The sequence below is a fragment of the Caulobacter sp. SRI_008 genome, assembly GCF_057586355.1.
The window spans coordinates 1-14,720 of record NZ_JBYCZS010000048.1 but is presented as its reverse complement, the minus strand read 5'-3'; the positions used below and the strand labels follow the sequence as shown (position 1 = coordinate 14,720).

Sequence of the window (14,720 nt, the reverse complement as noted above, 5' to 3'; positions counted from 1 at the left end):
TGCGCGCGGCGCCATCGCGCCGGGCCAGGCCGCCGACCTCGTGTTGCTCGACGGCGAGCGCAACGTCGTGCGCACCTGGATCGACGGGCGGGAATAAGCCCCCCTCCCCTCCGTAAAATCCCCGCGAAAGCGGGGACCCAGGCTTTTTCTGCAACCCGCCGCGCTCGACGATAAAACACCTGGGTCCCCGCTTTCGCGGGGATTTTACGGGAGAGGGTCCCGGCCAGGCCAAGCCACCCCGCTTATCCACCACCGCGCGCCTTTGTATCGCGAGAGGTTGCGGTTTGTGTCGCCGCCGACGTCGCCCAGCAAAACCCCGCCCATGAAATCACCAGCATGTGCGCAAGCACATAGGCTGGCCGCCCTCGCGGTCGTTCTTGGAAGCTGGGGCTTTTGGGTCTGGAGACCACCACCGCGACACGGTCGAGGTTCGACGCCGGGCAAGGCCGCCGGCCGTGAGCTCCTACGCCTCCTCCCTGAGCGCCGCCCAGATCTCGGCGCTGACCACCACCGCGGTCTCGGCGCTCACCAAGACCGACATCGCGGCGCTGTCGACGGACCAGATCCAGGCCTTCACGGTCGAAGAGATCCAGGCCCTCTCGTCGACCCAGATCACCTATCTGTCGACCAAGCAGGTCGCGGCGCTCACAACGACCCAGATCTCGGCCCTGACGGTCGGGCAGATGTCGTTCAGCGCCGCCCAGCTGTCGGTGCTGATCGACGACCAGATCGAGGCCTTCGGCGTCGACGAGATCGCCGCCCTCACCACCCAGCAGATCAGGGGCTTCACCGCCACCGAGATCGGCGAGCTGACCAGCGCCCAGTTCGCGGTGCTGTCGCCGACCCAGCTGTCGGCCCTGACGGTCACCCAGATCAAGGGCCTGACGACCGAACAGCTGTCGGCGCTGACCACCACCCAGCTGGCGGGCCTGACCTCGACCCAGCTCGGGGCGATGACCACCACCCAGGTCAGCGCCCTGACCACCACCGCGATCGCGAGCCTGACGACCACCCAGGTCAAGGGCCTGACCGCGACCGAACTGGGCGCCCTATCGACCGACCAGTTGGCGGTGCTCAGCACCACCCAGATCGCCGTGCTCAGCACCAAGCAGATCCGCGGCCTGACGGTCACCGAGATCGTCGCCCTCAGCATCGAGCAGCTGAACGCCCTGAGCTCGACCCAGGTCGGGGCCCTGACCACCACCCAGATCGACGCCCTGACCACGACCGAGGTCGCGGCCCTCACCGTCACCCAGATGGACGGGATGACGGTCACCGAGATCGCCGCCCTCGACGCCGAGCAGATCGCCGCCCTAAGCGTCACCCAGATCGACGAGCTGTCGAAGACCCAGATCAAGGGCCTGACGGCCACAGCCCTGTCGGGCCTGACCTCCGAGCAGGCCTCGGCCCTGACGGCCACCCAGCTGGGCAACCTGACCACCACCCAGGTCAAAGGCCTGTCCGAAGACTTCATCTCGGCCCTGACCACCACCCAGCTGCGCGGCTTCACCTCGACCGAGCTGGCGGCGCTGAAGACCACCCAGATCGAGGCCCTTACGGTCGAGCAGCTGCAATCGCTGACCACCACCCAGATCCGCGGCCTGACGACCACCTCGCTGCAGGCGCTGAACGCGACCCAGTTCGCCTCCCTGAGTTCGACCCAGATCGGGGCCCTGACGGTCACCCAGATCAAGGGTCTCAGCACCACCGAGATCTCGGCCCTGAGCGAGACCCAGCTGTCGGGCCTGACGGCGGTGCAGGTGGCGGTGCTGACCACCACCCAGATCGGCGCCCTGTCGGCGACCGAGATCAACAGCCTGACCACCTCGCAGCGGGCCGCCCTCACCTACACCCAGATCTCGGCCATCAGCGTCGACGAGATCGACGACCTGACCACCACCGTCGTCGCAGCCTTCACCACCACCCAGCTCAAGGGCCTGACCAAGGGCGAGGCCGCGGCCCTGAGCGTCGAGCAGGTGTCGAGCCTGTCGTCCAAGCAGCTGGCCGCGCTCAGCACCACCGCCACGGCGGGCCTGACCGAAGACCAGATCGCCGCCCTCACCACGACCCAGGCGGCGGGCCTCACCTCGACCCAGATCGCGGCCCTGACCACCACCGAGGTCGGCGCCCTGACGGCGACCGTGCTGGCCTCGCTGAGCGCCAACCAGGTCAAGGGCCTGACCGCCACGGCCGCCGCCGCGCTGGACGCCGACACCCAGCTGGCGGCCCTGACCTCGACCCAGACGGCCGCCCTGACCGCCACGGCGCTGGGCGGCCTGACGAGCGACCAGGTCGCGGCCATGACCACAACCCAGCTGGCCGCGCTGAACTCGACCCAGATCGGGGCGCTGTCGACCGCCGCCCTGGCCGGCCTGACCGCCACCCAGATCACCAGCCTCAGCACCACCCAGCTGCGCGGCCTGACCTCGACCGACATCAGCAAGCTGTCGACGACCCAGGTCGAGGCGCTGAGCGCCACCCAGATGGCCAGCCTGACGACCACCCAGCTGGCCGGCCTGACCACCACCGAAATCGCCGCCCTCAGCGGAACCCAGCTGGCGGCGCTCAGCACCACCCAGTTCGCGGCCCTGTCCTCGACCGGCATTTCGGGCCTGACCGAGGAGCAGGTCTCGGCCCTGACCAGCACGCAGCTGTCGGCCATGACCTCGACCCAGCTGCGCGGGCTCACCACCACCCAGCTGGACAGCCTGTCGACCACGGCCATCTCCAGCCTGACCGCGACCCAGCTGGCCGGCCTGACGGCGACCCAGATCGCCAACCTGTCGACCGAGCAGGTGGCCTCGCTGACCACCAGCCAGCTGGTCGCCCTGACGACGACGGCGATCGCGGGCCTGACCTCGACCGAGGTCGCGGCGCTGACCACCACCCAGGTCAAGGCCCTGACCTCGACCCAGCTGGCGGCCCTGACCACGACGGCCGTCCAGGGGCTGACCAGCACCGAGATCGCGGCGCTCTCGACCACCCAGCTGGCGGGGCTGACGACCACCCAGATCGGGGCGCTGACCACCGACCAGGTCCGGGCCCTGACCACGACCGAGATCGGCGCCCTGGCGACGACGCAGGTGGCGGGCCTGACCAAGACCGAGGTCGCCGCCCTGACGACGACCCAGCTGGCGGCCATGACCTCCACCCAGCTGAAGGCGCTGACCACCACCGCGATCACGGGCTTCACCGAGACCCAGATCGACGCCCTGACCACGACCCAGATCGCGGGCCTGACCTCGACCCAGATCGGCGCCCTGACGGCCACCGAGATCGCCGAGTTCGACGTCACCCAGCTGGCCTCGCTGACCACCACCCAGGTCAAGGGCCTCACCACCACCCAGATGGGCGCGCTGACAGCCGATCAGGTGGCGGGGCTGACGACCACCGAGGTCGCGACCCTGACCTCGACCCAGATCGGGGCGATCAGCGCCGACGCCGTGGCCGGCCTGACGACCACCGAGCTGGCCGCCCTCACCACCACCCAGCTCAAGGGCCTGAAGGCCACGCAGCTGGAGGCCCTGACCACCGGCCAGCTGGCCAGCCTCAGCTCGACCCAGATCGGCGCCCTGACGGCCACGGCCGTCGCCGGTCTCAGCGAAGACCAGATGGCCTCGCTGACCACCACCCAGCTGGCCGGGCTGACGACGACCCAGATCTCGGCCCTGACCACCGACGAGATCGGCGGCCTGGACGCCACCGACCTGCAGTCGCTGACCACCACCCAGATCAAGGGCCTGACCGCCACCCAGATCGAGTCGCTCGACACCGGGACCCAGATCTCGGCCCTGAGCTCGACCCAGCTGTCGGTGCTGACCGCCACGGCCCTGGCCGGCCTTACGGAAGACCAGGTCGCGGCCCTGACCACGACCCAGCTTTCCGGCTTCACCTCGACCCAGATCGGGGCGCTGTCGACCGACGCCCTGGCGGGCCTGACCACCAGCCAGATCGGCGCGCTGACCACGACGCAGCTTTCGGGCCTGACCGTCACCGAGATCGCCAACCTGGCCACCACCCAGCTGGCCGCCCTCAGCACCACCCAGTTCGCGGCGCTGAACACCACCCAGCTGGCCGCCCTGACCGTCACCGAGATCGAGTCGCTGTCGGGCGAGCAGCTGTCGGCGCTGAACTCGACCCAGCTCAGCGCCCTCTCCACCACCGGCATCGCCGGCCTTAGCGCCACCCAGATCGCCTCGCTGACCACCACCCAGCTGACGACCCTGACGGCGACCCAGGTCGCGGCCCTGACGACGACGCAGATCGGCGGCCTGACGGTCACCGAGATGGCGGCCCTGACAACCACCCAGCTCCAAGCCCTGACGGCCACGCAGATCGCCTCGCTGACCACCACCCAGCTACAGGCGCTGAGCACCGGTCAGATGGGGTCGCTGACCACCACCCAGCTGGGCGCGCTGACCTCGAACCAGGCCGCGAACCTGACCGCCACCCAGCTGGCGGCCTTCAACTCGACCCAGATCGGTGCCCTGTCGACCACGGCGATCGCCGGCCTGACGACCACCGAGATCGCCTCGCTGACCACCACCCAGCTGCGCGGCCTCACCTCGGCCCAGGTCGGGGCCCTGACCACCAGCGAGATCGCCGCCATCACCACGACCGGCCTGGCGGCCATGAGCACCACCCAGCTGCTGGGCCTGACCAGCACCGAGGCCGAGGCCCTGACCACCAGCCAGATCGAGGCCCTGACCTCGACCCAGGTGGCGGCCCTGACGACGACCGCGATCTCGGGCCTGACGTCGGGCCAGGTGGAGGCGCTGTCGACCACCCAGCTGCACCGCCTGACCTCGACCCAGATCGCGGCGCTCGATCCCGAGGCCCTGGCCGGCCTCAGCACGACCGACATTTCGACGCTGACCACCACCCAGGTGAAGGGGCTGACCGCGACCGAGATCGCGTCGCTCACGACCACCCAGATCGGCGCCTTCACCACCACCCAGATCTCGGCCCTGACGGCCAGCGCCCTGACCGGCCTCAGCGACGACCAGTTGGGCGCGCTGTCGAGCAGCCAGCTGGCGGCCCTGACCTCGACCCAGATCGCCGGCCTCACCACCACCGAGATCGGGGCCCTGACGACCGAACAGATCGCCGCCCTGACGACGACCCAGATCGCGGGCCTGTCGACGACCCAGATCGCGTCCCTGACCACCACCCAGCTGTCGGCCTTCAGCACCGCCGACATCGCCGCCCTGTCGACCACCCAGGTCGCGGCCCTGACCTCGACCGAGATCGCCAGCCTGTCGGTCGACCAGATCGGCGCCCTGACCGCCGCCCAGGTCTCGGCCCTGACGGCCACGGGGCTCAGCGGCCTGTCCTCGACCCAGCTGGCCGCCCTGACCTCCACCCAGCTGACGGCGCTGAGCTCGACCCAGATCTCGGGCCTGTCGACCACCCTGATCAGCGCCCTGACCACCACCGAGATCGCCGCGCTCACCACCACCCAGATGCGCGGCCTCACCTCGACCCAGATCGGGGCCCTGACCACCGGCCAGATCGCCGGGCTGACCACCACCGGCGTCGCCGCCCTGACCACCACCCAGCTGTCGGGCCTGACCAAGACCGAGATGGCGGCCTTCTCGGCGGCGCAGCTCGGGGCCCTGACCACCACCCAGGTCTCGTCGTTGACGACCACGGCGCTGTCGGGCCTCACCTCCAGCCAACTGGGCGCCCTGACCACCACCCAGCTGCGGCGGCTGTCGGCGACCCAGATCGCCGCGCTCAATCCCGACTCGCTGGTCGGGCTGACGACCACCGGGGCAGCCTCGCTGACCACCACCCAGATGGCGGGCCTGACCAGCACCGAGGTCGCCGCCCTCACCACCACCCAGATCGGCGCCCTGACCTCGACCCAGCTGGCGTCGCTGAGCACGACGGCCATTTCCGGACTGACGGGCGACCAGGTCGCCGCCCTGACGACCACCCAGCTGTCGGGCCTGACCAGCACCCTCGTCCACGCCCTGTCCACCAGCGAGGTCGCGGCCCTGACCACGGCCCAGGTCGCGGCCCTGACCACCACGCAGCTTTCCGGCCTGACCGCCACCCAGGTCTCGGCCATGGAGGGCGAGGACGTCGCGTCGCTGACCGCCGCCCAGCTGGCCAGCCTAACCACCACCCAGCTGGCGGGCCTCGGCGCCGCGGGGGCCTCGTCGCTGAGCGTGACGCAGATCGACGACCTGTCCTCGACCCAGGTCTCGGCCCTGTCGACCAGCGCCATCGCTGCGCTCACCGCCACCCAGGTCGCCTCGCTGAGCACCACCCAGATCGATGGCCTGACCGCCACCCAGATGGGGGCGCTGAGCGCCGGCCAGATCGACGCCATGTCGTCCGAGCAGATCGCCGAGCTGACCACCACCCAGTTCAGCGGCCTGTCGGCCACCGGGGTGCAGGCCCTGACCGCCGCGCACCTGGAATCCCTGACCACCAGCCAGATCGCCGCCCTGTCGCTGGCCGGGATCTCGGGCCTGACCGCCGACGAGGTGGCGCGCCTGACCACCACCCAGGTCTCGGCCCTCAGCTCGACCCAGATCGGCGCTCTGTCGGCGACGGCGGTCACCGGCTTCACCGAGACCCAGATCGCGGCCCTGACCATCACCCAGCTGGCGGGCCTGACCACCACCCAGATCGGCGCCCTGACGGTGACCGACATCGGCGAGCTGACCACCACGGCCATCGCCGCCCTCAGCACCACCCAGCTGGGCGCCCTGGTGCGCATGCAGCTGCGCGCCCTGACCACCACCCAGGTCGCGGCCCTGACCACCACGCAGCTGGCCTCGCTGAGCACGACCCAGATCTCGAACCTGGCGGTGACCGAACTCCAGGCGCTCAGCGCCACTCAGTTCGCCGCCCTGACCTCGACCCAGGTCGCGGCCATGACGACGGTGCAGCTCGACAACCTGTCGGCCACCGACATGTCGGCCCTGACCTACACCCAGATCTCGGGCCTCACGACGACCCAGATCGCGACCCTCGGCACGACCTTCCTGGCCAGCCTGACGACCAACCAGATCGCGGCCCTGAACGCCGAGCAGATCTCCTACATGACCGCCACCCAGCTGGCCGCCCTCAGCGTAGCCCAGCTCGCGGCCGTGACCGCCGCCCAATACTAGAGCCCCCATCCCGATGCCGGATTCCGCCGTCCCCGCCCCGATCGCTTCCCCTCCGATCTCTTCACTGAGCGTCGTCGAGCTGATCAACGTCGCCGAGACCACGCGCCGCGAGCGCGGCCCCGCCGCCGCTGTCGCGATCTACCAGGTCTGGATCGCCGCCAACGGCGACAATCCCCTGCTCTATGCGGTGCTGTTCAACTTCGCCGTCGTGCTGACCGACAGCGGCGATCTGGCCGGCGCCCGCTCGCAGCTGGAGCGGGCCGTGGTGGTCAATCCCGACTTCATCCCGACCTACATCAACCTCGGCCGGGTCTACGAGCGGATGGGCGCGGCCAATCTGGCCGTGCTGCAATGGACCGCCGCCACCGACAAGCTGGCCCCCGTCAACGGCCAGTCGATCGCCCACAAGACCACGGCCCTCAACCAGACCGCCCGGGTGCTGGAAGGCGCCAACCAGGACCAGCCCGCCGAGGCGATGCTGCGCCAAAGCCTGGATCTCGATCCGCGCCAGCGCGAGGCGATCCAGCACCTGCTGGCCCTGCGCCAGCGCCAGGTCGAGTGGCCGATCATCGATCCCTGGGAGCGCATGGACGCCCAGGCCCTGATGACCGGCATGTCGCCGCTGTCGCTGGCCGCCTATGCCGACGACCCGATGACCCAGCTGGCGGCGGCCTGGAACTACAACCGCCTCGACGTCGGCGCGCCGGCGGAACTGATGGGCCTGTCGGTCGCCCTCTCGCGCGGCGACGACCAGCCCCTGCGCATCGGCTACCTGTCGTCGGACCTGCGCCACCACGCCATCGGCCACCTGACCGCCGAGATCTACGGCCTGCATGACCGGTCCAAGGTCGAGGTCTTCGCCTATTACTGCGGCCCCGAGCTGACCGACCCGCTGCAGAAGCGGATCATGGCCGACGTCGACCACTGGGTGGCCGTCAACCGCATGGACGACGCCACGGCCGCCCGCCGCATCGCCCAGGACGGCATCCAGATCCTGATCGACGTCAACGGCTACACCCGCGACGGCCGCACCCGGCTGCTGGCCATGCGGCCCGCCCCGGTGATCGTCAACTGGCTGGGCTTCCCCGGCACGACCGGCAGCCCCTACCACCACTACATCGTCGCCGACGACTTCATCATCCCGCCCGGCGACGAGGCGTTCTATTCGGAAAAGGTCCTGCGGCTACCCTGCTACCAGCCCAACGACCGCAAGCGCCGCGTCTCGCCCTTCCCGCCCACGCGGCGCGAGGCCGGCTTGCCCGACGACGCTGTCGTCTATTGCAGCTTCAACGGCATGCAGAAGATCACCCCCTTCACCCTGGACCGCTGGTTCACGGTGCTGGAGCGCGTGGAGAACTCCGTCCTCTGGCTGCTCAGCGGTTCGGAGGACTCGCACGAACGCCTGCGGGCCAAGGCGGCCGAGCGCGGCCTGTCGCCCGAGCGGCTGGTCTTCGCCGACAAGATGGCCAATCCCGAGCACCTGGCCCGCTACGTCCTGGCCGACGTGTTCCTCGACGCCCTGCCCTACGGCGCCCACACCACGGCGTCGGACGCTCTGTGGATGGGCGTGCCGATCGTCACCCTGGCCGGCCGCAGCTTCGCCGCCCGCGTCTGCGGCAGCATATTGCGGGCGGCGGGCCTGCCCGAACTGGTCTGCGACACGCCCGACGCCTTCGTCGACACGGCCGTCGAGCTCGGCCTCGACGCCGATCGCCTGGCGCGGCTGAAGGCCCGGATCCTGGAGCTGCGCGACGACAGCGTGCTGTTCGACACCCCCGGCCTCGTCGCCAGGCTGGAAGACCTCTACGCCGGCATGTGGCGCGACCTGCGCCAGGACCGCCAGCCCGTTCCTGATCTCGCCAACCTCGACGCCTATCTGGAGATCGGCGCGGCCCAGACCCACGACGCCTTCGACATGCTCAGCGTCGAAGACCATCGCGGCTGGTGGCGCGAGCGCCTGGCCCGCCGCCACGCCCACCGCCCGATCCCGGCCGACAACCGCCTCTGGGACCAGCAGTCATGAGCAAGCGCGTCCTGGTCACCGGCGGGGCCGGCTTCCTCGGCTCGCACCTCTGCGAGGCCCTGCTGGCGCGGGGCGAGGAGGTGCTGTGCGTCGACAACTTCTTCACCGGCCGGCGCGCCAACATCGCCCACCTGCTGGGCCATCCGCGCTTCGAGCTGCTGCGCCACGACGTGACCTTCCCGCTCTATGTGGAAGTCGACGAGATCTACAATCTCGCCTGCCCGGCCAGCCCCCGGCACTACCAGCACGACCCCGTCCAGACGACCAAGACCAGCGTCATCGGCGCCATCAACATGCTGGGACTGGCCAAACGCACCAAGGCCAGGATCCTCCAGGCCTCGACCAGCGAGGTCTATGGCGACCCCGAGGTTCACCCCCAGGTCGAGGGCTACTGGGGCCGGGTCAATCCGATCGGCCCGCGCAGCTGCTACGACGAGGGCAAGCGCTGCGCCGAGACCCTGTTCTTCGACTACCGTCGCCAGCACGGCCTCTCGATCAAGGTCATGCGCATCTTCAACACCTACGGCCCGCGCATGGACGTCGACGACGGCCGGGTGGTCAGCAACTTCGTGCTCCAGGCCCTGCGGGGGGAAGACATCACCCTCTATGGCGAGGGCGCCCAGACCCGCAGCTTCTGCTATGTCGACGACCTGATCGCCGCCATGATCCGGCTTATGGCGACCGACGACGCCGTCACCGGCCCGATCAATGTCGGCAATCCGCACGAGATCACCATCCGCGACCTGGCCGAGCGCGTCATCGCCCTGACCGGCTCGCCCAGCCGCCTCGTCCACCGCCCCATGCCCAGCGACGACCCCCGCCAGCGCCAGCCCGACATCACCCAGGCCAAGGCCGTGCTGGACTGGGAGCCGACGACAGCGCTGAACGAAGGCCTGTCGCGGACGATCGGCTATTTCAGGGAGCTGCTGGCGGCGGAGCGGCGGACGGCCTAGGGGGCGACATTCTCACGCCCGTCATTCCCGCACCGTGGCGAACCGATTTCACCACGGGGCCAAGACATCAGATGGGGTTCAGAGCCTCGAACCGTCGAACATCGCTCCTGGGAGAAACGCCGAACAGTCGCTTGTACTCGCGACTGAACTGGGAGGCGCTCTCATAACCCACGGCGTAGGCCACGCCGGCGGCGTCCCTGCCGACGACCGCCAGGCGCCGGCGCGCCTCATGTAGGCGGACGGCCTTCTGGTATTGCAACGGAGACAGGCCCGTCGCCGCCTTGAACCGGCGATGGAACACCGAAGCGCTCATCCCCGCCTGCTCGATCAACTGCTCGACGCTGATCGGTTCGGCATAGCGGCGCCTGATCAGCGCCGTGATCGAGCGGATGGGAGCGCCCCACCTCTCCGTGGCGACGACTTGGCGCAACAGCGCGCCCTCGGAACCGCGCATCAATCGAAACAGCAGCTCCTGCTCGATCAGCGGCGCGAGGAACCCGATTTCATCCGGCCGATCCAACAGCTCCGCAAGTCGACGCCAGGTATCGAGCACGAGCGGGTCGCCCCCCGTGACTCCGAAGCTCGGCGCGTTGGCGGCTGGCGTTGCTGGAACGTGGTCGGCGGCGAGGCCGGCGATCAGGGCGGGGTCGAGACGCAGCACGAAGGCGTAGTAGAAACCGACCTCCGGATCGACACGGATCTCCGCCAGGATGGGCATGTCCATCGCCGAGATGAAGTGCTGCCCCTGGCCGTATTCCATGACCGAGCCGCCGACATGGATCCGCTTGGCTCCCGACAGAACCAGGCAAATCATCGGCTCGTACATGATCGACGTAGGGGCCGTGGCGGCGGAAAGCCGCCCAATCGCGAAATTCCGAAAGACGTTCTCAGATTTGTCGGCGTGTCGCTCGGCGATGCGGCGAAGGTCTAGCAAGTCGGCCATGATCCGACATTGGGCGCTCGAGACGTCCCGGACAAGACATCGACAGTTTCAGGCAAATAGTCGGGAGTTTCGGACGCGTCTTTTCGCGACGCCCCCTCCATATGAGGGGCTCGTTGTCGTGGAAGGAAAACGTCGATGAAGCACCGCAAACTTGGCGCCTTTGGACCGACCGTGTCGGCCATCGGTTATGGCGCGATGGGCATCAACCTGGCCTATGGTCCGAGCGACGCCGAGCAAGGGGTCGAGACGATCCAGCGAGCCCATCAGCTCGGCGTGACGCTCTTCGACACCGCCGAACTCTATGGCTGGGGCGAGAACGAGAAGGTCGTCGGCCGCGCGGTGAAGGACTTCCGCGACGAGATCGTCATCGCCACCAAGTTCGGCTTCACCCGCAGCTACGGCGTGGACAGCCGGCCCGAGCATATCCGGGAAGTGACCGAGAACAGTCTTCGCTACCTGGGGGTCGATCACATCGACATCCTCTATCAGCACCGGCCGGATCCGAACGTGCCGATCGAGGACGTGGCCGGTACGGTCAAGGATCTGATCGCCGAGGGGAAGGTGAAATTCCTCGGCCTCAGCGAAGCGGGACCGCAGACCATTCGGCGCGCCCACGCGGTCCAGCCGGTCACCGTCCTGCAGACCGAATACTCGCTGTTCGAGCGTGACGTGGAACAATTGCTGCCCGTGACGCGCGAACTGGGCATCGGCTTCGTGGCCTACTCGCCGCTCGGACGCGGCTTCCTGACCGGCGCGGTGAAGCCCGCGGCCGAATACGATGAAACCGACATGCGCCGAAACGATGCGCGCTGGCAGCCGGGGAACTACGAGAAGAATATCCAGGCCGTTCAAGCGCTCACCGAGTTGGCCGACGCCAAGCAGGCGACCGTATCCCAGCTGGCCCTGGCTTGGCTGTTGGCGCAGGGCGACGACATCGTTCCCATTCCCGGCACCCGTCGGCAGGAACGCCTCGTCGAGAACGTCGGCGCGGCTGACCTGGTCCTGACGCAGCAGGACCAGGATCGTATCGCGGAGATCCTGCCCAACGGCGGTTTTGGCTCGCGCTACGCCGACCACTTCCTGCCTGAATGGGTTTGACGGCTTGAGCAATGGGGGGAGCGGGAGTCCTCGCCCGCTTCCTCCCCCTAGGCTGACACCGAGCCCACCCTCTGGGCCATATCGGTGGCGATGGAGACCCCAGCGGCAGCGCCGGAATGCGCCTGATCTCGCCCCGAAACCGCCACCCGCCCGCAATCGCCGAGCAAACTTCACCGGCCACAAGCGGCGGAAGATCGTCAGCCGGACCGCGCCCATGCCTCGCCCCCAACCCGCCGCCCTGCTCCAGGACGGCCTGGCCGCCCATCGCGGCGGCGACCTGGCCAAGGCAGAGCATCTCTACCGCGCCGCCCTGGCCGCCGATCCGCAACTCGACGACGCCGCCCACTATCTGGGCGTGGTGGCCCAGCAGAAGGGCGATCTGGCCGGCTCCGTCCGCCTGATCCGCGCCGCCCTGGCCAGGAAGCCGACCGCCACCGCCTGGTCGAACCTGGCCAACGCCCTGTGGCTGCAAGGCCAGCTCGCCGAGGCCGAGCACGCCTGCCGCCAGGCCCTGGCCCTCGACCCGACCTGCGGCCCCGCCCTGCAGAACCTCGGCAACGTGCAGAAGGCGGCCAAGCGCTACGACGAGGCCGAGGCCACCTACGCCCGCGCCCTCGCGCTCAGTCCCGACAACCCCGACCTGCTGTCCAATCTCGGCGTCGTGCTGGGCGCGCTGGACCGGCCGGACGAGGCCCGCGCGGCGTTCGACCAGGCCCTGGCCGCCCGCCCCGGCTTTCCCGCCGCTCTCTTCAACCTGGCCAATCTCGAAGCCGCCTTCAGCGACCTCGACACAGCCCTGGCCGCCTATGACCGCCTGCTCGCCGCCGCGCCCGCCCACGCCGACGGCCACGCCGCGCGCGGCGCGGTCCTGCGCCGCCTGGGTCGCGGTCTCGAGGCCGAAGCCGCCTATGCCGCCGCCGTCGCGGCCCGGCCGCAGGACGAGAAGCTGCACGGCATGCTGGGCGAGCTTCGCCTGGAGCTGAACCTGTTGGAAGAAGCCGAGGCCGGCGTCCGCGCGGCCATGCAGCGCTTCCCCAAGTCATCCGATCTCAACCGCATCCTGGCCCGCGCTCGCCGCATGCAGGACGACGGGGCCGGCGCCCTGGCCGCCATCGAGGCCGCGCTGGCGCTCGGTGCTTCCGGCGGCGAGATGCAGCTGGAGCTGGGCGCGGCCAAGCGCGCCGCCGGCGACCACGACGGGGCCATCGCCGCCTATGTCCAGGCCGTGCGCCTCAAGCCCGACCTGTCGGTGGCCTACGCCAATCTCGGCGGCCTGCTGCACGAGGAGGGCCGCTCCGACGAGGCGACACGCCCCCTGCTCGACGGCCTGAAGGTCGACCCGAACCTCTCAGAGTTGCACGTCAATCTAGGCGGGGTGCGCCTGTCGCAGAGCCGGTTCACCGACGCCATGGCCTCGTTCCGCGCCGCCCTGGCCATCAAGCCGGACTCGCCCGAAGCCGTGTTCGGCGTCGCCGTCGCCAGCATGCACATGGGCGATCTCGACGCGGCCATCGCCGGCTACGAGACGGCCCTGGCCCTGAAGGAGCTGCCCGAGGCCCGCTGGATGCTGGGCCTGGCCTTGCTCAAGCGCGGCGACTATCTGCGCGGCTTTCGCGAGCACGAGAGCCGCCTGCTGATCCGCGCCAAGAAGAAGATCGCCCGCGACTTTTCCCAGCCGCGCTGGAGCGGCCAGCCCCTGGCCGGCAAGACCCTGCTGGTCCATTCCGAGCAGGGCCTGGGCGACAGCCTGCAATGCCTGCGCTTCGTGCCCGAGGTGGCGCGCCTGGGCGCGCGGGTGCTGCTGCAGGTGCAGGAGGCGCTGCTGCCGCTGCTGGCGGGGCTCGACGGGCCGTTCGAGGCCTTCGGCCCGCACGACGCCCCGCCGGCCTTCGACTATCACTGCCCGATGTTCAGCCTGCCGACCGGCCTGGCGACCACGCTGGAGACCCTGCCCGCCGCCGGCGGCTATCTGGCGGCCGATCCGGCGCTGACAGCGACCTGGGCCGAGCGGCTCTCGGCGATCCCCGGCCTCAAGGTCGGCGTCGTCTGGCAGGGCAATCCCCGCGCCGACGTCGAGCGCGGCCGCTCCTATCCGCTGCGGGCCCTGGCCCCGCTGGCCGCCGCGCCCGGCGTATCCCTGGTCAGCCTGCAGAAGGACCATGGCCTGGACCAGCTCGACGCCCTGCCCGCCGGCATGGCCGTCCATGGCCTGGGCTTCGACTACGAGGTCGGCTCGTTCGCCGACACCGCCGCGATCCTGGCCAATCTCGACCTGCTGGTGACCTGCGACACCTCGGTGGGCCACCTCTCCGGCGCGCTGGGCCGGCCGACCTGGATCGCCGTCAACGCCGTCGGCGACTGGCGCTGGCTGACCGATCGCAGCGACAGCCCCTGGTACGACAGCGTCCGCGTCTTCCGCCAGGCCGAGCGCGGCGACTGGAACGGCGTCGCCCAGGCCATGGCGGCGGCGCTGGACGCGCTATCAGAGGCCTGAAACGCAGAAAGCCCCCGGCGACGAACCGGGGGCTTTTCTTGAGAGACAGGCTGAAACGACAAATGGCCCCCGAAAACGGAGGCCA

6 protein-coding genes are annotated in these 14,720 nt (G+C 69.7%); 5 read left to right on the top strand and 1 reads right to left on the bottom strand.

The features are described from left to right. Window positions 1–455 precede the first annotated feature (455 nt). From AC2YHT_RS25430 to AC2YHT_RS25420, 3 genes are read left to right on the top strand one after another with little or no spacing between them, the layout of a single operon-like run. Entirely contained in the window at window positions 456–7,124 is a 6,669-nt protein-coding gene (locus AC2YHT_RS25430) for an ice nucleation protein (protein ID WP_487292581.1), read from the top strand. Window positions 7,125–7,137: 13 nt separating this feature from the next. Further along, the gene (locus tag AC2YHT_RS25425; RefSeq protein WP_487292580.1) at window positions 7,138–9,147 is read left to right on the top strand and encodes an O-linked N-acetylglucosamine transferase, SPINDLY family protein; all 2,010 of its coding nucleotides are present in this window, start codon (window positions 7,138–7,140) and stop codon (window positions 9,145–9,147) included. Beyond that, entirely contained in the window at window positions 9,144–10,100 is a 957-nt protein-coding gene (locus AC2YHT_RS25420; protein WP_487292579.1) for a UDP-glucuronic acid decarboxylase family protein, read from the top strand. Before AC2YHT_RS25425 ends, AC2YHT_RS25420 begins: the two co-directional genes overlap by 4 nt. A 67-nt stretch (window positions 10,101–10,167) precedes the next feature. Here the strand turns inward: AC2YHT_RS25420 and AC2YHT_RS25415 are convergent, their stop codons facing one another. Further along, a complete protein-coding gene (locus AC2YHT_RS25415) occupies window positions 10,168–11,043 on the bottom strand; it encodes an AraC family transcriptional regulator (protein WP_487292578.1) in 876 nt (291 codons plus the stop codon). A 135-nt stretch (window positions 11,044–11,178) separates the two neighbouring features. Here AC2YHT_RS25415 and AC2YHT_RS25410 point away from each other — a divergent pair, with 135 nt between their 5' ends. Both AC2YHT_RS25410 and AC2YHT_RS25405 read left to right on the top strand, forming a co-directional pair. After that, a complete protein-coding gene (locus AC2YHT_RS25410) occupies window positions 11,179–12,141 on the top strand; it encodes an aldo/keto reductase (protein WP_487292577.1) in 963 nt (320 codons plus the stop codon). A gap of 214 nt (window positions 12,142–12,355) precedes the next feature. After that, window positions 12,356–14,635 carry a tetratricopeptide repeat protein gene (locus AC2YHT_RS25405; protein WP_487292576.1) on the top strand — a complete coding sequence of 760 codons (2,280 nt, stop codon included), beginning with the start codon at window positions 12,356–12,358 and terminating at the stop codon, window positions 14,633–14,635. Window positions 14,636–14,720: the final 85 nt, after the last annotated feature.

Coding starts and splice junctions, on each gene's coding strand:
- AC2YHT_RS25425 (WP_487292580.1), top strand. CDS start 7,138: ATGCCGGATTCCGCCGTCCCCGCCCCGATCGCTTCCCCTCCGATCTCT.
- AC2YHT_RS25420 (WP_487292579.1), top strand. CDS start 9,144: ATGAGCAAGCGCGTCCTGGTCACCGGCGGGGCCGGCTTCCTCGGCTCG.
- AC2YHT_RS25415 (WP_487292578.1), bottom strand. CDS start 11,043: ATGGCCGACTTGCTAGACCTTCGCCGCATCGCCGAGCGACACGCCGAC.
- AC2YHT_RS25410 (WP_487292577.1), top strand. CDS start 11,179: ATGAAGCACCGCAAACTTGGCGCCTTTGGACCGACCGTGTCGGCCATC.
- AC2YHT_RS25405 (WP_487292576.1), top strand. CDS start 12,356: ATGCCTCGCCCCCAACCCGCCGCCCTGCTCCAGGACGGCCTGGCCGCC.